The organism is Candidatus Enterococcus ikei, assembly GCF_017316105.1.
Lineage (GTDB): Bacteria > Bacillota > Bacilli > Lactobacillales > Enterococcaceae > Enterococcus_L > Enterococcus_L ikei.
Map to the genome: position 1 here is coordinate 14,468 of NZ_JAFLWD010000034.1, position 17,527 is coordinate 31,994.

18 protein-coding genes are annotated in these 17,527 nt (G+C 36.6%); 16 read left to right on the forward strand and 2 right to left on the reverse strand.

Annotated features, from left to right (window positions below; translation table 11 throughout):
* Positions 1 to 4: 4 nt before the first annotated feature.
* The 4 genes from JZO69_RS13100 (at position 5) to JZO69_RS13115 (ending at position 4,316) form a co-directional block, all read left to right on the forward strand.
* Positions 5 to 805 carry an SDR family NAD(P)-dependent oxidoreductase gene (locus JZO69_RS13100; protein WP_207113314.1) on the forward strand — a complete coding sequence of 267 codons (801 nt, stop codon included), beginning with the start codon at positions 5 to 7 and terminating at the stop codon, positions 803 to 805.
* A gap of 14 nt (positions 806 to 819) precedes the next feature.
* Positions 820 to 1,254, forward strand: coding sequence for a LapA family protein (locus JZO69_RS13105; RefSeq protein WP_207113315.1), 435 nt, complete (start codon positions 820 to 822; stop codon positions 1,252 to 1,254).
* Between the two features lie 233 nt (positions 1,255 to 1,487).
* Complete coding sequence (gene recJ, locus JZO69_RS13110; RefSeq protein ID WP_207113316.1) at positions 1,488 to 3,800, forward strand: single-stranded-DNA-specific exonuclease RecJ; 2,313 nt, start codon at positions 1,488 to 1,490, stop codon at positions 3,798 to 3,800.
* Between the two features lie 3 nt (positions 3,801 to 3,803).
* Positions 3,804 to 4,316: an adenine phosphoribosyltransferase gene (locus JZO69_RS13115; RefSeq protein WP_207113317.1), complete on the forward strand. Its 513-nt coding sequence runs from the start codon at positions 3,804 to 3,806 to the stop codon at positions 4,314 to 4,316.
* A 44-nt stretch (positions 4,317 to 4,360) separates the two neighbouring features.
* On the opposite strand, the gene JZO69_RS13120 is transcribed toward JZO69_RS13115, so the two are convergent.
* Both JZO69_RS13120 and trhA read right to left on the reverse strand, forming a co-directional pair.
* Entirely contained in the window at positions 4,361 to 4,561 is a 201-nt protein-coding gene (locus JZO69_RS13120; protein WP_207113318.1) for a hypothetical protein, read from the reverse strand.
* Positions 4,562 to 4,722: 161 nt separating this feature from the next.
* Positions 4,723 to 5,376 carry a PAQR family membrane homeostasis protein TrhA gene (trhA, locus tag JZO69_RS13125; protein WP_207113319.1) on the reverse strand — a complete coding sequence of 218 codons (654 nt, stop codon included), beginning with the start codon at positions 5,374 to 5,376 and terminating at the stop codon, positions 4,723 to 4,725.
* A gap of 129 nt (positions 5,377 to 5,505) precedes the next feature.
* Here trhA and JZO69_RS13130 point away from each other — a divergent pair, with 129 nt between their 5' ends.
* The 12 genes from JZO69_RS13130 (at position 5,506) to trmFO (ending at position 17,318) form a co-directional block, all read left to right on the forward strand.
* The gene (locus JZO69_RS13130; RefSeq protein ID WP_207113320.1) at positions 5,506 to 6,348 is read left to right on the forward strand and encodes a DegV family protein; all 843 of its coding nucleotides are present in this window, start codon (positions 5,506 to 5,508) and stop codon (positions 6,346 to 6,348) included.
* A 267-nt stretch (positions 6,349 to 6,615) separates the two neighbouring features.
* Complete coding sequence (locus JZO69_RS13135; protein WP_207113321.1) at positions 6,616 to 7,506, forward strand: SGNH/GDSL hydrolase family protein; 891 nt, start codon at positions 6,616 to 6,618, stop codon at positions 7,504 to 7,506.
* 5 nt (positions 7,507 to 7,511) lie between these two features.
* Positions 7,512 to 8,180, forward strand: a complete 669-nt coding sequence (locus JZO69_RS13140; RefSeq protein ID WP_207113322.1) for a YpmS family protein — start codon at positions 7,512 to 7,514, stop codon at positions 8,178 to 8,180.
* A gap of 18 nt (positions 8,181 to 8,198) precedes the next feature.
* Positions 8,199 to 8,708, forward strand: a complete 510-nt coding sequence (gene msrA, locus JZO69_RS13145; protein ID WP_207113323.1) for a peptide-methionine (S)-S-oxide reductase MsrA — start codon at positions 8,199 to 8,201, stop codon at positions 8,706 to 8,708.
* Between the two features lie 4 nt (positions 8,709 to 8,712).
* Positions 8,713 to 8,931, forward strand: coding sequence for a YozE family protein (locus JZO69_RS13150; RefSeq protein ID WP_207113324.1), 219 nt, complete (start codon positions 8,713 to 8,715; stop codon positions 8,929 to 8,931).
* A gap of 93 nt (positions 8,932 to 9,024) precedes the next feature.
* A complete protein-coding gene (locus JZO69_RS13155; protein ID WP_207113325.1) occupies positions 9,025 to 10,467 on the forward strand; it encodes a S41 family peptidase in 1,443 nt (480 codons plus the stop codon).
* Between the two features lie 125 nt (positions 10,468 to 10,592).
* Positions 10,593 to 11,147, forward strand: a complete 555-nt coding sequence (gene lepB, locus JZO69_RS13160) for a signal peptidase I (protein WP_430733261.1) — start codon at positions 10,593 to 10,595, stop codon at positions 11,145 to 11,147.
* Positions 11,148 to 11,155: 8 nt separating this feature from the next.
* Positions 11,156 to 12,019, forward strand: coding sequence for a ribosome biogenesis GTPase YlqF (ylqF, locus tag JZO69_RS13165; protein ID WP_207113326.1), 864 nt, complete (start codon positions 11,156 to 11,158; stop codon positions 12,017 to 12,019).
* Positions 12,009 to 12,776 (forward strand): ribonuclease HII, encoded by a 768-nt coding sequence (rnhB, locus tag JZO69_RS13170; RefSeq protein ID WP_207113327.1) that lies wholly within the window; start codon positions 12,009 to 12,011, stop codon positions 12,774 to 12,776. The genes ylqF and rnhB overlap by 11 nt, the downstream gene beginning before the upstream one ends.
* A gap of 66 nt (positions 12,777 to 12,842) precedes the next feature.
* Positions 12,843 to 13,724: a DNA-processing protein DprA gene (gene dprA, locus JZO69_RS13175; protein ID WP_207113328.1), complete on the forward strand. Its 882-nt coding sequence runs from the start codon at positions 12,843 to 12,845 to the stop codon at positions 13,722 to 13,724.
* A gap of 120 nt (positions 13,725 to 13,844) precedes the next feature.
* Positions 13,845 to 15,923, forward strand: a complete 2,079-nt coding sequence (gene topA / locus JZO69_RS13180) for a type I DNA topoisomerase (RefSeq protein ID WP_207113329.1) — start codon at positions 13,845 to 13,847, stop codon at positions 15,921 to 15,923.
* Between the two features lie 72 nt (positions 15,924 to 15,995).
* Positions 15,996 to 17,318, forward strand: a complete 1,323-nt coding sequence (gene trmFO / locus JZO69_RS13185) for an FADH(2)-oxidizing methylenetetrahydrofolate--tRNA-(uracil(54)-C(5))-methyltransferase TrmFO (RefSeq protein ID WP_207113330.1) — start codon at positions 15,996 to 15,998, stop codon at positions 17,316 to 17,318.
* Positions 17,319 to 17,527: the final 209 nt, after the last annotated feature.

The window sequence follows — 17,527 nt, forward strand, 5'->3', positions numbered from 1 at the left end:
GATGATGTATAGTGGACAGGATTTAACAAACAAAGTAGTCGTTGTAACAGGTGGTTCAGCTGGCCTAGGCGAACAAATTTGTTATGAAGCAGCAAAGAAAGGCGCAATAGTTGTTGTATGTGCCAGACGAATCAATTTGATCGGAAAAGTAAAAGAAACATGCGAAGAGTTAAGTGGAAAACAAGCCTTCTCTTTTCAATTAGATATTGCTGATCCTGAAAATGTTGAAACAGTTTTCGAAAAAATTAAATTAGAAGTTGGGCCCATCGATATATTAGTCAATAATGCTGGATTCGGTATCTTTGATAACTTTATAGATACTGATTTAGCGGTCGCTCGAAACATGTTTGAAGTCAACGTTCTAGGGATGATGGTCTTTACACAAAAAGCAGCAATCCGAATGGCTGAAAGAGGCACAGGACATATTATCAATGTAGCTTCTATGGCTGGAAAAATGGCTACAGCTAAATCAACCATTTACTCTGCAACCAAATTTGCAGTTTTAGGCTTTTCTAATGCCTTAAGATTAGAGTTGAAACCTTTAGGTGTTTCGGTAACAACGGTCAATCCAGGTCCTATTCAAACTGAATTTTTCGATAAAGCAGATCCATCAGGGGACTATTTAGCTTCCGTCGATTTATTTGTATTAGAACCCAATAAATTAGCAAAAGAAATTGTACAGGCTATGGGGACATGTAAGCGTGAGATCAATCGTCCACGAATCATGGAAGGCGCATATCGCTTGTATACTTTGTTCCCTCATATAGGAGATTTGTTAGCTGGCGGTATATTAAACAAAAAATAAGGAGGAAATAAACGATGAAAAATCAGTGGCGTGTAGTTAGCGGTCTTGTTTTAGTTCTTATTGTTGTCATTTTTGCCGTATTAAATAACCAAACAGTCCCAGTCAGCTTTGGTTTTGTTGAAATATCAGGTCCGTTGATCTTGATTATTCTAGGTTCAGCAATTCTAGGCGCTTTGATTGGCTTACTTACTTCAACAACGACAATGTGGAAGCAGAAAAAACAAGTGAAAGAATTAGAAAAATCGATAGAAATCTATAAAAATGATGCAGATAAATTAACGCAAGAAGAAGTTGAAAAAGTTAAACGGACCTATGAAAATCAATTAGCTGAATTACAAGCTAAATACGATGCAGCAACAAGCTCTGCAACTGTGGTTACGGATACGGAACCTGTGGGCAGTCGTGTTGATCATTTCACTAAGCCAAGAAGTAATAATGAAGAAATATAAGCTTTAAAAAGAGGCTGACGATATAGCAAAAGTCGTTTAGGTTCGAACAATTGGACTAAAAACCGCACAATGCGTTTTATGCATTGTGCGGTTTTTGGGAAATTGCCGAAGAATCTGACTTTATCCCAGACACTCTTTTAGTTGCTACTCTAAACTAAAGGAATCGAATGTTAAGATACTTTCTTTAGTTTTCTTCTGGGATTTGTTATAATTATCTGGTTAGGAGTGACGTCGTGAAAAAAGCAAAATACACATGGCAATTACGGGAAAAGACAGAATTGCCGGAAGAATTTTCAGAAATACTAACAAATGAAAAAATCAATCCATTATTGGGACAAATCTTGTGGCATCGTGGCATCCAATCACATGACGCATTAGAAAAATTTTTGCGTCCAACAATAGAAAATCTTTATGATCCTTTTTTGATGTATGATATGGAAAAAACTATCACAAGAATTCAGGATGCTGTAGCACAAGGTGAGAAAATTCTTGTTTACGGAGACTATGACGCGGATGGGATCACAAGTACAACGGTTATGAAAGAAGCCATCGAATTAATCGGTGGGGAAGTCAATTACTTTTTACCAAACCGATTTATTCACGGATATGGTCCAAATATGTCTGTCTTTAAAGAACAAATTGAAGCTGGCGTCCAATTGATTATTACTGTAGATAATGGTGTTGCGGGTCACGAAGCAATCAATTATGCAACTGAGCAAGGGATTGATGTGATCGTAACGGATCACCATGAACTGCCGCCAGAGCTACCGAATGCTTTTTCGATTATTCATCCAAAACATCCCAAAGGTCATTATCCCTTTGGCGAATTAGCAGGTGTTGGCGTCGCCTTCAAAGTTGCCACTGCATTATTAGGCGAACTGCCAGTTGAGTTTCTGGATTTAGTTGCAATCGGAACGATTGCCGATTTGGTTTCTCTGACAGACGAAAACAGAGTACTGGTAAAAATGGGTCTGGAAATGATTCAAACAGGTGAAAGAATTGGTTTAGATACGTTGATCCATTTGGCAGAGGTCAAAAAAGAGTCAATTAGTGAAGAGAATATCGGCTTTACGATCGCTCCACGTTTAAATGCGTTAGGTAGATTAGGGGACGCTACTCCTGGGGTTGAATTGATGACTACTTTTGACGAAGAAGAAGCTGAAAAAATTGCAGCCTATATCAATACTCAAAATGATGAACGAAAAGAAATCGTTGCATCGATCACAAAAGAAGCATTTGAATCTATCAATCCAGCTGATCCAATTCATATTGTTGCTAAACAAGGATGGCACGAAGGCGTTCTTGGTATCGTTGCGGGCAGAATCATGCAGGAAACAGGAAAGCCCACAATCGTTTTAACGATTGATGAAAACAACGACACAGCTAAAGGTTCTGGACGTAGTGTATCAGCATTGAATTTATTTGGTGCATTAAGCGAGATACGAGAAGATTTCACTCATTTTGGCGGTCACCATATGGCTGCAGGCATGACATTGCCTGTTACAAATATCGAAAAAGTCAAAGCTCATCTCATTAGCTATCTTGAAATCAATCAAATCGACCTTTCCCAAGGACAAGAGTTGTTGATTGATGAATCTTTACGTGTAGAAGAAGCCACGATTCCGTTTATTCAGCAGTTAAAAATCCTTGCGCCTTTTGGAACAGACAATCCAGTTCCTAATTTTTTATTCGAAGATGTTTTAATCGAGCAAAGTCGTCAAATCGGGGCAGATAAAAGCCATCTTAAGTTTCAGTTAAGTCAGAATGGTGCGAAATTAGATGCTATTGCTTTTCAAATGGGCAATCAAGCCGATGAATTCGGGCAAGGAACAACCAATGTCTCTGGTCAATTGTCGATCAATGAGTGGAATGGTAACAAAAAGCCACAACTTATGGTTAATGATTTTTCAGTAGATGGTGTGCAATTATTTGATTTACGTGGCAAAAACGGTCGTCAAAAAGAAATTCCAGCTTCAAATACGCTGTATGTTTTCTTTAATGCTGATAGCCAAAAACTGATCGATGATCAAACGAGTCAACAGCTTCTGTTTAGCAATGTAACTGAGGTTGTTGAACAGATCCAAGGAGCAAATATCCAGCAGTTAGTCTTTGTAGATTGTCCAGATGACATTGATTTGTTGAAACAAATCACACAGCTTGGAGAAATAGAGCGTGTTTACATGATGGGAATTTCTCAAGAAGAAGCTTATTTGAATGGAACTGGAACTAGAGAACAATATGCGCAGCTTTATAAATTTGTAAGGCAACAAGAGCAAGTAGATGTTCGTTATAAGTTAAATGTAGTTGCTCAACATCTAAAAATCCAAGAAAAACTATTAATTTTTATGATTCAGGTGTTTTTTGACTTAGGATTTGTTACAATAGAAAACGGTGTTTTAAGAAAAGTTGAGAGCCCTGAAAATCATCCATTGACGGAAAGTAAGGTTTATCAAACTCGCTTAAAAAGAATCAAAACAGAAGAGTTTTTGTTATACAGCGATCGTGAGACATTACAACAATGGCTGTGGAATGAGGAGGAAGTATAGAAAATGAATTTAAAAGATTATATTGCTAGTATTCCAGATTATCCAGAAAAAGGCGTTATCTTTAGAGATATTTCACCATTGATGGCAAATGGAGACGCGTATCGTGAAGCGACAAAACAAATTGTTGATTATGCAAAAGAAAAAAGAATTGATATGGTCGTTGGACCTGAAGCTCGTGGGTTTATCGTAGGCTGTCCAGTTGCGTATGAATTAGGCGTTGGTTTTGCCCCAGTTCGTAAAAAAGGCAAACTACCTCGTGAAACAATCGAAGTCACTTATGACTTAGAATATGGATCTGATACACTAACACTTCATAAAGATGCTATCCAACCTGGTCAACGAGTACTTATTTGCGATGATTTATTAGCAACAGGTGGTACGATCAAAGCAACAATAGAATTAATCGAATCACTAGGCGGTATCGTTGTAGGCTGTGCATTCCTGATTGAATTGATGGACTTACACGGACGAGATAAAATTGCTGATTATGAAATCGTTACGTTGATGGAATATTAAAAAAAGATCTTTACTCTGAAGTAAATAGAGTAAAGATCTTTTTTCTATGGGTATTTACGATAGACATAGTGTTGATGTTCATTTTTCTTTCTTGTTTGGGTATATCTTTTTTCATCCCATAGCATAAACCATATAATAAATAGAGGACTAACAATAAGTAAAGCTGATCGTAGCCCTAATGTTCCTAAGAAAATACCAATAATCAATACAAAAAATAATAAACCGCCACGACGAACTGCTTTCATTCTTAATCACCTCATAATTTTTATCGAACAAACGTTTGTATAGTTATTATACGAATGTTTGTTCGGTTTGTAAAGAGATAAATACAAAAAAAGTACTTCTTTTTTAATTAATCAAAAAAGAAGTACTATTATAAGGTTTTGTAAATAGATTTTTTTGTTATTTACGTATAAAGTAAAATCGAAAAGAACATGAAACCTGCACCTAGCATGACGAATAAATGCCAAACAACATGCATAAATCGAACACTTTTCAAGCTATAAAAAGCGGCTCCTAATGTATAAGAAACACCACCAGCAACTAACAAAGCTATGCCTGTAGGTCCTAAAGAATCATATAACGGTTTGGCAGCGATCACACATAACCACCCCATGATGATATAAATCACAGTAGAAACATTCTTAACTGTTTCTTGCTTATGCAAAGTCAATGATTTATACACAACACCGCAGATTGCCATCAGCCAGATAAGCACGAACAATAACCAGCCAAGCCAGCCATCAATACTTAATAGACAAAAGGGTGTATAGCTTCCCGCAATCAATAAGAAGATCGAACTATGATCAAAAACTTGAAAGACTTTTTTTGCTCTAGTAAAAATCAGACTGTGAAATAAAGTAGATGATAAAAATAAAAGAATCAATGTTGTTCCGTAAATAGCATAAGAAACTACATGGACCGAAGAACCAAGACGTGCTCCTTTTACCAGTAAAACGACTAAACCTGCGATGCTTAATCCAGCGCCAATCCCGTGGGTAACTGCATTGAGTACTTCATTTAAAATCATATATTTTTTGGAGAATTTAACTTTTTCCAAGAAATCAACTTCCTTCATTTTAATTTGGTGAAAAATAATTCTTTGTCTGTTATACTATAAGCAGACATTAGGCCTCAAAAGTATTTTACCACGAATTGAGGTTGTTTTTAAAGAAAGAGTGATAAAATTATGACAAATGTTAAAATTGTGACCGATTCTTCTTGCACAATGCTTAAAAGTGTACGCGATGAATTAGATATTCAGATGATACCATTATCTGTAATGATCGACGGTGTTGTTTATGCTGATGATGATCATTTAGAAGGTGAGCATTTCATGGAATTGATGAGTACGGCAAAAGCTTTGCCAAAAACAAGCCAACCACCAATTGGAGAGTTCGTTGAACTTTATGATCGCTTAGGTGCAGATGGTAGTGAGGTTATTTCAATTCATATGACCAAAGGCTTGAGCGGAACAGTTGAAGCAGCTCGACAAGCAAGTAATCTTAGTTCAAGCAATGTTACAGTAATCGATAGTGATTTTACTGATCAAGGCTTGTCATTTCAAGTGATTCAGGCAGCTAAACTTGCGAAAAATGGTGCAAGTGTTCCAGAGATTTTGGCTGAAATCAATCACGTCAAAGAAAATACAAAACTATTTATCGGAATATCTACATTGGATAATCTAGTAAAAGGCGGCCGTATTAGCCGTGCAACAGGATTGTTGTCCAATATTTTTAATATGAAAGTCGTCATGGATTTCGATCATACAGAATTGATTCCAGTCGCTAAAGGCCGTGGAATGAAAACCTTCAATAAATGGTTTGATGAGCTGAAAAATGAATTAAGTAATTTGTCAAATGTACGACAAATCGGGATTTCTCATGCTGATGGACTAGAGTTAGCGAACAGTTTTAAAGAAGCTTTACAAGTATTATTCCCAGATATGGATATTCCTGTATTGCATACCAATCCTGTAATAGCAACTCACACAGGAAAAGGCGCTTTCGCTATTATGTATTATACAGACTGAGTTTTGAGAGGTTGGGACGGAAGGAATTGCTTCTGCTCCCACTGTTTATTCGGATTACAAGTGAGCGGGACGTGACTCAAAGAGTTATGTTCCACTCTCTTTTTTTTCTAAAAAAAAGTTTTTGCAAAATTTTACTGTACAAAAGCACTTAAAATAGAGATAATTTTAATTATTAGAAGATTGACATCTAAAGGATAAGAGGGATAATGTGTTAATTAAGCATATTGCTCTGTGCTTTTTGAGAGTTATAGCAAAGGAAGGGATACAATGAAACTATTTTTCCAAAAAAATTGGTCAAGCTTTGCGCTTTTATTAATTACGATCATCGGCGTTTTTTCACTGTTGCTGATCGCAATTCCTAAAGCCAAACCAATTTTAGGTCTGGGAACCAAACAAGCTGTAAAAAGCGAAATAAAAGAAGTGATCCACTACGTCGCAATAGGGGACTCATTAACAGAAGGAATCGGTGACTTAACTAATTCTGGGGGATTTGTTCCGTTAGTTGCCAAAGATTTACAAGAACAGTACCATTTAAATGGCGTCCAAACAGAAAATTTTGGTAAAAATGGCGACCGCAGCGACCAGATTCTAAAACGACTTAAAAAAAATGAAGACATTCAAGAAGGGTTGGCTTCCGCTGATGTGATTACACTAACCGTGGGCGGCAACGATTTAATGAAAGTGATCAAAGGGGACGTGTTTCGTCTGACAAAAAAATCATTTGATAAACCTTTGAAAAACTATCAAAAAGAAGTCGAAAAGTTGCTTACAGAAATCCGTAAATATAACCCTAAGGCTCCTATTTATGTTTTAGGGATATATAACCCATTTTACCTTTACTTCCCTGACATCACCGAAATGCAAGATATAGTAGATAGTTGGAATGATGGAACAGAAGAAATAGTAAAAGCTGAAAATAACGCGTATTTTATACCAATCAATGATTTACTTTATAAAGGAGCTGGAGATGAGGTCGGGATTGTCAGCAGTGAGGCGTCCAGTACATCCTCAAGCGAAGACCGTAGTATTAAAAATAATGCCCTGTATGAAGAAGATCATTTTCACCCTAATAATTTAGGTTATCAAATCATGGCAAGCACAGTCCGTGATGAGATGGCAAAAACCCAAGATAAGTGGTTAAAAAAAGGAAGTGAGTGATACCAATGTCAAATGAATCAGAAGAAAAAAAAGAAGTGAACAAAACAAAGCAACGAAGAAAAAAAACGCCTGAAGTTAAAAAGCCAAGCAATCCCTGGAAAATCGCGTTACTCATTTTGATTGGTCTTATAATTGGTAGTTTCGCCTTTATTTTTGTAAGAGTTACTCAAGTGCGTGAACCCAACTATAAACCAGTTCCTGAATTAGTTGAAAAAGAGGGTACTCCAGTTATAGCCATTCAGTCAAACAAAAAACAAGTAAATGCCTTGATCGATTTTTATCTTAGTGATTTCCAAAAAGGCTCAGATATCACTTATAAATTTTACTTAGAAAATGAAGCGATGCTAAATGGTACGTTCGAAGTACTTGGGCATCCAATTCAGTTTTATCTTTATTTTGATCCTTACGTAATGGACAACGGAAATGTACAGTTAAAAGCCAAAAGTTTATCTGTAGGCACATTAGGTTTGCCAATGAAAGAGATTTTAAAATTTGTTCAACGAGATTACAAATTGCCTAGCTGGGTAGAAGTAAATCCAGAAGATAGCACTGTTTTATTACGCTTGGATCAATTTAGAATGCAAAATGGGCTATTTATCCGTGCTGAAAAGATAAATTTAGTTGACGATGATATCCGTATGAATATATACTTACCAAAAGATAGCACTGACTAATAAAAAGGAGGAAAACATTTGAGTGAAAAAGCAATTTTTGCCGGCGGCTGTTTTTGGTGTATGATACAGCCATTTGATACACAACCCGGTATTGTTTCAGTTACATCAGGCTATACAGGCGGACATGTTGCTAATCCTACGTATGAACAAGTTTTAAGTCATACTACAGGTCATACAGAAGCAGTTGAGATCGAATTTGATCCAACAATAATGTCTTATGAGAAATTAGTAGAAATATACTGGCAGCAGACAGATCCTACTGATGCATTAGGTCAATTTGAGGATCGTGGCGATAACTATCGCCCGGTCATCTTTTATACGAACGAACAACAAAAAATTACTGCTGAAAAAAGCCGCCAAGCATTACAAGAAAGTGGACGATTTACAGAACCGATTGTCACAACGATTGAGCCAGCAGTTGTATTTTACCCAGCAGAAGACTACCATCAAAACTTTTATCAAAAAGAGCCAGAACGCTTTGAAAATGCACACACAAAACGGGCAAATTTTATAGAAGAGAATTGGTGAGTATATGAGAAGAAGTTTTTATCACTATTTAATGACGCTGAGATCGCCTAAAAAAACAGATGAAAGTCAATTCGCGAATGATGCAGCAAAAGACATTCAATTTCCCAAACAGGCGGAAGATTATCATGAACTATCAAGTTATTTAGAAATGAATGTGGACTATATAACTAATATGCATATTTTTGACGAATTATGGGAAAAATATGTAGAAAACAATAAATAAAAAGAGGGAAAAGCAAAGAAAGCTTTTCCTTCTTTTTTTTTCATGGTAAACTGGAAAACATGCAATGATAATTTTACAGAAAGAGATGACTATATGAAAAATAAACGACAAGTGCCTTTTTATCAATACATTATTTCTATCATTTGTGTTGCTTTTCTGGCAGGCGGCAGCTGTTATATTTATTTTAACCAATTATATAAAAATCACCTTGCAAACAGTTCAACTCAAAATAGCGATTTAAAAAAAGTTGATAATCTATATAATGAAATTGTTACTAATTATGTAGGGAAAGTCGATGAAAAAAAACTAGTTGACGGCGCGCTAAAAGGTATGACCGAAGCACTGGATGATCCTTATTCCAGTTACTTGAACGAACCAGAAGCAGATGAATTAGATCAAAGTCTGGCTGGCAGCTTTGAAGGAATTGGTGCAACTATGACGATGAAAGAGGATCTTCCAACTGTTGCTCAAGCTCCAATTGACGGCTCTCCAGCAGCTAAAGCGGGTATGAAAACCAATGATACCATCATAAAAGTAGATGATGAAGAAACACAAGGGAAAACACTTTCTGAGGTAGTTAGCAAAATCCGTGGAAAAAAAGGAACCGAAGTTCGTTTGACGATCGTACGTGGTAACGAAACATTTGAGCTGAAACTTACTCGTGACACAATACCAATTGAAACAGTAAAAGGTGAATTAGATAAAAAGGATTCTTCGATTGGATCAATCAAAATTACTTCTTTTGGAGCAAATACATACAAAGAACTCCAAGATACAATCAAAAATCTTAGAAAAGACGGAGCTACTTCTTTTGTGATTGATTTACGCCAAAATCCAGGTGGATTACTAAATCAAGTCGAACAAATGGCCAGCATGTTCCTGAAAGATGGAAAAACGATCATTAAATTCGAAGATAAAAAGGGCAATATAAGCGAAGAAACGGCATCAAGCAACTTAGATGGCGGTTTTAAAGTCACTGAACCTACCGTTGTTTTAGTCGACGAAGGTAGTGCTAGTGCATCTGAAATTTTCGCTGCAGCTTTGAAGGAATCGGGAAACAAAAAAATTATTGGAACCAAAACTTTTGGCAAAGGAACCGTTCAAACAGTCAAAAATCTAAATGATAAAAGTGAAATCAAGTTAACTGTGCTAAAATGGTTGACACCTAAAGGCCAATGGATTCATGAAAAAGGCCTAGAACCAACAATCAAAGCGGATTACCCTGATTATGCATACTTATCTCCGATTTCTAGAGACAAAACACTAAAAACAGGCGATTCTTCAGCTGTCATTAAAAATATCAATGCATTACTGAGTGCCTTAGGCTATGAAGTTGACACAGAGAGCTCTGATTTTTCAGAGCAAACAAAATCCGCTGTCAGTGCTGTACAAACAGACAACAAATTACCAGTTACTGGAGAAGTGGATAACGAGACAGCTTCAGCAATAGAGGCTGAAATAGGTAAAAAAATCAAAGATAATGATCAAGCGTATGATTCTGGTATTAAAGAACTTCAAAAAGAAGAGAAAAAATAAAGAATGTTATCTAAAACTCATTTTTTATTATAATTTAAACAGTTCAACTTTTCCTTTAAATTAGTCGCTTTTTCTAGTGTTTTTCCTTTATAATAGAACCAATAAGAGAAAGGGAGAGAAAAAGAGTGGAAAAACAGAAATCATATATTGGGTATTTTATTTTTTTCATGAAATTACTCGTTCCTTCTTTAGTGTTATTGTTCATACTAAGAGGTTTTATTCTGATCCCTGTCCCTGTAGACGGAAATTCAATGGAAAAAACGTTGAGTCAAGGTGATATGATCATGATGGAAAAATTTTCATCGATCAAGCGGTTTGATGTGGTTGTTTTTAAGTTGCCTAATGGCGCGATTTATATTAAACGTGTAATTGGTCTACCAGGAGAAGCGGTTAGATACGAAAATGACCAGCTTTATATCAATGAAAAACCCATCGAAGAACCATTCTTAGAGAAAAATTTAAAGAAAGACCACGAAACAGCTCCTTACACAACTAATTTTAATTTGACCGATCTTACTACACTAGATGTATTGCCCAAAGATAGTTACTTTGTGTTGGGGGATAATCGGCGAATGTCTAAAGACAGCCGTTCTTTTGGCGCTGTTGAAAGCAAATATATATTAGGAAAAGCACAATTTGTATACTACCCAATAACTCATATGAAATTTATACCAAGATAGGTGATAAGATGACAATACAATGGTTTCCAGGACACATGGCGAAAGCCAGAAGAGAAGTATCAGAAAAAATAAAATATGTTGACATCGTTTTTGAATTGATAGATGCTAGATTACCGCTTTCATCTAGAAATCCGATGATGGACCAAATTGTACAACAAAAACCACGTTTGATTTTATTAAATAAAGGGGACTTAGCTGATAAAGATCAAAACCAAAAATGGCAAAGCTACTTTCAGCAAAAAGGCTATCACACTTTAGTGATCAATGCGCAGCAAAACAAAGGCATTAATAAAATTGTCCCTGAAGCGAAAAAAGCATTAGCAGAAAAGCTTGAACGTGAACGTTCAAAAGGACTGAAACCTCGTGCTATACGAGCAATGTGTATCGGTATTCCGAACGTAGGTAAATCAACATTGATGAACCGTTTAGTCGGAAAAAAAATAGCGCAAACAGGGAACAAACCTGGCGTGACTAAAGGGCAGCAATGGTTGCGTTCAGGTACAGATTTAGAATTACTGGACACACCAGGGATTTTATGGCCTAAATTTGAAGATCAGGAAATCGGTAAAAAATTAGCGCTAACTGGCGCAATCAAAGATCAATTATTGCATTTGGATGATTTAGCTATTTATGGCTTATCATTCTTTTCACATTTCTATCCTCAGCGTCTGGTTGAACGCTATAATTTAACAGAGGAAGAGACAGGTTTACCTGCCGCCGAACTTTTGATGCTAATCAGTCAAAAACGAGGATTTCGTGATGATTATGATCGTGCAAGCGAAATGATTATCCAAGAAATCCGCAGTAGCAAATTAGGACCATATACATTAGATCGTTGGGAAGAATTAGGAGCTACGAAAGATGAAAACTGAATCAATCCAGCAAATCAAAGCAGCACTAGCAACTGTCAATAATCGAGATGACGAGCGAATCAAACAATGGCAAACAGATAAACGTAGCGGCGTGCAGCAAGCTCTTGCCCAATGGGATAGGAGACTTCAGCGTCATGAAAAAGAGTTAGCCTTGTTTGAAGAAATGCAAGAATTCGAAAAAAATGCACGGAGCAACGGACATCGGTTAATTGTAGGTATCGATGAAGTAGGGCGAGGTCCACTTGCAGGACCTGTTGTTGCTGCAGCAGTGATTTTGCCAGAAAATTTTCAACTTTTAGGAGTAAATGATTCTAAAAAATTATCTGCTAAAAAAAGAGATGAGCTTTACGATGAGATTCAAAATCAAGCAATCTCGATTGGCATTGGGATGGTCGACCACAATATGATCGACAAAATAAATATTTACCAAGCGTCAAAACTAGCTATGGGAATAGCATTAGAAGATCTTTGTTTTGTGCCTGATTATTTATTGATCGATGCAATGAAGTTAGATGTTAATATCCCTCAAGAAAGTATTATCAAAGGGGATGCTCGGTCTATCTCGATCGCTGCTGCAAGTATCATCGCTAAAGTTGTTCGTGACCGATTAATGGAAGACTACGCTAAAATGTATCCAGGTTACGGCTTTGAAAACAATGCTGGTTATGGTACAAAAGAGCATTTACAAGGTTTAGAGAAACAAGGGATATGTGCGATTCACAGAAAAACATTCGCTCCTATTAAAGATATGTGTTAAAAAATAAAAAGCCCTTTTTTTTGCGGATACTTACTATAACAAGTATTTGTGAAGGAAGGTTTTTTTATGGAAGAAGAACAAAGAGCATTATTATTTAAATTAGTTGTATGTAACGGTATAGGAAATTTAGGGATTTTGAAGGTGCTAGATTTTTCAATGAAGTACAGTAACAGCACAGATTTTTCAAAAGAAGAAATTATCCACATAGCTGGAATTACAACATATCAAAAATTATTTTCTGAATCATGGGATCGCTGGACTAATGATTCAGAAGAATTAAAAGAATATCAAAGCGCACATCAATTCATTACAATTTTAGACCAGGTTTATCCCCACTATTTAAAACAAATTTACAATTGTCCGGTGCTATTATTTTATAAAGGAAATGTCGATCTTCTTAAAAATAACTGTTTAGCTTTTATAGGAGCGAGAGCTGCTTCTGTCTATGGGATAAATGTTGTGCGGGAGCTAATTCCTGAAATAGTATGTAATGATTTTACTATTGTTAGTGGCTTGGCCAAAGGAATTGATAGCATTAGTCACCAAGTAACGATGCAACATTTTGGAAATACTATTGGCGTGATCGGCACAGGTCTGGATATTTGTTACCCTAAAGAAACAGCACATATTCAGCGGAAGATGATGGAAGAACAGCTTGTTATCAGCGAGTATCCTAACGGTATCGGGCCTAGAAAATTTCATTTTCCAATGAGAAATCGAATTATTGCTGGGATGTCATTAGGAACTTGTGTTATTGAAGCACGAAAAAAGAGTGGTTCTTTGATTACTGCACAAGCTGCTTTAGAGTACGGTCGTGAAATTTTTGCTGTGCCAGGAAATCTATTTGATGCTAAATCTGATGGGTGTCACGGACTTATTCAAGAAGGGGCAAAATGTATAACTTGCCCTCAAGATATTTTAGAAGAAATTCAGTTTTTTTCGAATTAATTACATCAATCCTTGACAAACCTGTGATGAATAGATATGATGAAGTACGATTTGTGAGTTCTCTACATTTTGATATATATAATAGAAGAAACACAAAAACCGAAAGGAGCCACACGTTGAATGGCGTATAAATATCTAGTTATTGTGGAATCACCTGCTAAAGCCAAAACGATTGAAAAATATTTAGGAAAAAACTACAAGGTTGTTGCCAGCGTTGGGCACATTCGCGATTTACCCAAAAGTAAAATGGGTGTCGATACTGAAAATAATTACGAGCCTCACTATATCTCTATTCGAGGTAAGGGTGACGTTATCAAAAGTTTAAAAACAGCTGCCAAAAAAGCTGAAAAAGTTTATCTCGCAGCCGATCCGGACCGAGAAGGAGAGGCCATTGCTTGGCATTTGTCTTTCCTTCTTGGCTTGGATTTAAATGATAAAAATCGTGTTGTATTTAATGAGATTACAAAGGATGCAGTAAAAGCTGCTTTCAAAGAGCCGCGTACTATCAACCTAGATTTAGTTGACGCGCAACAAGCTCGTCGTATTTTAGACCGCTTAGTTGGTTATTCGCTAAGTCCAATTCTATGGAGAAAAGTCAAAAAAGGATTGAGTGCAGGTCGAGTACAATCTGTGGCACTTAAAATTATTATCGACCGTGAAAATGATATTCGAAAATTTATTCCTGAAGAATACTGGAGCATTGATGGTAATTTTCAGAAAGCTAAGAAAAAATTTAAAGCTAACTTCTGGGGCTTAGACGGTAAAAAGAAAAAATTACCGAATGCTGAGGCTGTAAAAGAAGTTACCACACGCATCAATGGAAAAGAATATGATGTAACAAAAGTCGAGAAAAAAGAACGCAAACGAAATCCTGCATTACCTTTTACGACAAGTAGTTTACAACAAGAAGCTGCTAGAAAATTAAATTTCAGAACACGAAAGACCATGATGGTCGCTCAACAGCTATATGAAGGAATTGCTTTAGGTAAACAAGGTACGGTGGGTTTAATTACCTATATGCGTACAGATTCTACCAGAATAGCAGATTCAGCTAAAGCAGAAGTAGCAGAATATATTGAAAAAACATATGGCAGTGAATTTTCTGCTCATGGCGGTCGCAAAGTCAAAAATGCGCAAGGCGCTCAAGATGCCCATGAAGCGATTCGTCCGTCCAGCGTATTGCGCGCACCAAACGAAATCAAACAATACTTGGATAAAGATCAATTAAAACTTTATACATTGATTTGGTCACGTTTAGTTGCCAGTCAAATGACACCAGCTGTCTTAGATACAATGAAAGTAACTTTAGAGCAAAATGGTGTGATTTTCATCGCAAATGGTGCTAAAGTTAAATTTAAAGGCTTCATGCAAGTGTATGTTGAAGGTCGTGACGATGGTAAAGAAGATAAAGAAAACATCTTGCCTGATTTAGTTGAAGGCGACAAAGTCAACGCACTTGATATTGAACCAAAACAACACTTTACTCAACCACCAGCAAGGTTCAGTGAAGCAACATTGATTCGTGCATTAGAGGAAAATGGTGTAGGACGCCCTTCAACTTATGCTCCAACTTTAGAAACAATTCAGCGACGTTACTATGTTAAATTAACAAATAAACGTTTTGAACCAACTGAATTAGGCGAAATCGTCAATTCGTTGATCGTCGAATTCTTCCCTCAAATTGTAGATGTTCATTTTACTGCATCTATGGAAGGGGATTTGGATAAGATTGGTGTTGGTAAAGAAAAATGGGTTGAAGTTGTTGACCGTTTCTACCGACCATTCGAAAAAGAACTGACTAATGCAGAAGAAAAAATCGAAAAAATCCAGATCAAAGATGAACCAGCTGGTTTTGACTGTGATCTTTGCGGTCATCCTATGGTGATCAAATTGGGACGATACGGCAAATTTTACGCTTGTAGCAACTTTCCTGAATGTCGCAATACTAAAGCAATCGTCAAAGAAATAGGGGTAACATGTCCAGTCTGTAAAGAAGGGCAAGTTATTGAACGTAAATCGAAAAAAAATCGCTTATTCTACGGATGTAGCCGTTATCCAGAATGTGAGTTTACTTCTTGGGACAAACCAATCGGGCGTCCTTGTCCAAAATGTGGACAATACCTCGTTGAGAAAAAAGTCAAGGGTGGTAAACAGGTGGTCTGTATTAATGGAGACTACGAAGAAAACGTTCAAAAATAACTATTGATCAAAAGAAGAAATTTAAAAACCAGCGGAAAATCCCGTTGGTTTTTTGAAGAAAAGAGGAAATATATGACTACTTCTGTAACAGTTATCGGCGCTGGTTTAGCCGGCAGTGAGGCTGCTTGGCAAGTCGCACAAGCGGGAGTTCCCGTGACACTTTATGAAATGCGCCCTGTAAAAAACACACCTGCACATCAAACAGAAAATTTTGCTGAGTTAGTGTGTTCAAATTCATTAAGAGGCAACAACTTAACTAATGCGGTTGGTGTGCTTAAAGAAGAAATGCGACGCCTAGATTCGATCATTATTAGCAGTGCTGACAAAACGGCTGTACCAGCTGGTGGTGCTTTAGCAGTCGACCGTGATACATTTTCACAAGAAATCACTGACAGAATTAAAAACCATCCATTAATTACGGTAAAAAATGAAGAAATCACTGCAATCCCTGAAGGAATCGTCATAATTGCAACAGGACCTTTGACCTCAGAATCTTTAGCCGAACAAATCAAAGAATTCAATGGTTCAGATGGCTTTTATTTCTACGATGCAGCAGCGCCGATCGTCGATAAAGCAACAATCGATATGGATAAAGTTTACTTAAAATCACGTTATAATAAAGGTGAAGCAGCCTATCTAAATTGTCCAATGACAGAAGAAGAGTTCAAAGCTTTTTATGAAGCATTGATTTCTGCAGAAGTTGCACCTTTAAAATCTTTTGAAAAAGAAAAATTCTTTGAAGGTTGCATGCCAATCGAAGTGATGGCAAAACGTGGAATCAAAACTATGTTATTTGGACCATTGAAGCCAGTTGGTTTAGAAGATCCTAAAACAGGTAAACGCCCGTATGCAGTAATTCAGTTACGCCAAGATAATGCGGCCGCTTCATTATACAATTTAGTTGGATTCCAAACGCATTTAAAATGGGGTGAACAAAAACGAGTATTCCAGATGATCCCTGGACTAGAAAATGCTGAATTTGTCCGTTATGGCGTTATGCATAGAAATAGCTTTATGAATTCTCCAGAATTATTAAAGCCAACATATCAGTCACAAAAAAGAGAAAATTTATTCTTCGCTGGTCAAATGACAGGTGTTGAAGGCTATGTAGAAAGCGCAGCAAGCGGCTTGTTAGCTGGTATGAACGCCGCCCGTTTAGCAAAAGGAGAAGAACCAGTCGTTTTACCAAGAGAAACAGCACTAGGTAGCATGGCGTATTATATTACCCATGCAGAGGGCAAACATTTCCAACCAATGAATGCTAATTTTGGTTTATTCCCTGAAATGCCTGAAAGAATTCGTGACAAAAAAGAGCGTTACGAAGCGATTGCTGATAGAGCATTAACAACATTAGCAAAAGCGACGCAAGAATTGAATCTTTTACCAAATAAATAATAATGGAACCCGTCTGTGATTGAGATATGACTTATAAAGTTGTGTCTCAATCATTTTTTTGCATTCACAAAAAAAGTAAATAGATTAAATTTCGCTTATAATTTGGACATCTTTAAAGGTAAATATGAATAAATTGTTACCAAATTTGAAAATATTGATTAAATTCTGACAATTCGTTTGTTTTTTCAAAATGGTTATGCTAAAGTTAC

Bases quoted from the DNA above. Each gene is read 5' to 3' on its own strand.
- JZO69_RS13140 (WP_207113322.1), top strand. From the start codon at position 7,512: ATGTCAAATGAATCAGAAGAAAAAAAAGAAGTGAACAAAACAAAGCAA.
- JZO69_RS13130 (WP_207113320.1), top strand. From the start codon at position 5,506: ATGACAAATGTTAAAATTGTGACCGATTCTTCTTGCACAATGCTTAAA.
- rnhB (WP_207113327.1), top strand. From the start codon at position 12,009: ATGAAAACTGAATCAATCCAGCAAATCAAAGCAGCACTAGCAACTGTC.
- JZO69_RS13120 (WP_207113318.1), bottom strand. From the start codon at position 4,561: ATGAAAGCAGTTCGTCGTGGCGGTTTATTATTTTTTGTATTGATTATT.
- dprA (WP_207113328.1), top strand. From the start codon at position 12,843: ATGGAAGAAGAACAAAGAGCATTATTATTTAAATTAGTTGTATGTAAC.
- JZO69_RS13115 (WP_207113317.1), top strand. From the start codon at position 3,804: ATGAATTTAAAAGATTATATTGCTAGTATTCCAGATTATCCAGAAAAA.
- JZO69_RS13135 (WP_207113321.1), top strand. From the start codon at position 6,616: ATGAAACTATTTTTCCAAAAAAATTGGTCAAGCTTTGCGCTTTTATTA.
- ylqF (WP_207113326.1), top strand. From the start codon at position 11,156: ATGACAATACAATGGTTTCCAGGACACATGGCGAAAGCCAGAAGAGAA.
- JZO69_RS13100 (WP_207113314.1), top strand. From the start codon at position 5: ATGTATAGTGGACAGGATTTAACAAACAAAGTAGTCGTTGTAACAGGT.
- trmFO (WP_207113330.1), top strand. From the start codon at position 15,996: ATGACTACTTCTGTAACAGTTATCGGCGCTGGTTTAGCCGGCAGTGAG.
- JZO69_RS13150 (WP_207113324.1), top strand. From the start codon at position 8,713: ATGAGAAGAAGTTTTTATCACTATTTAATGACGCTGAGATCGCCTAAA.
- JZO69_RS13105 (WP_207113315.1), top strand. From the start codon at position 820: ATGAAAAATCAGTGGCGTGTAGTTAGCGGTCTTGTTTTAGTTCTTATT.
- JZO69_RS13155 (WP_207113325.1), top strand. From the start codon at position 9,025: ATGAAAAATAAACGACAAGTGCCTTTTTATCAATACATTATTTCTATC.
- topA (WP_207113329.1), top strand. From the start codon at position 13,845: ATGGCGTATAAATATCTAGTTATTGTGGAATCACCTGCTAAAGCCAAA.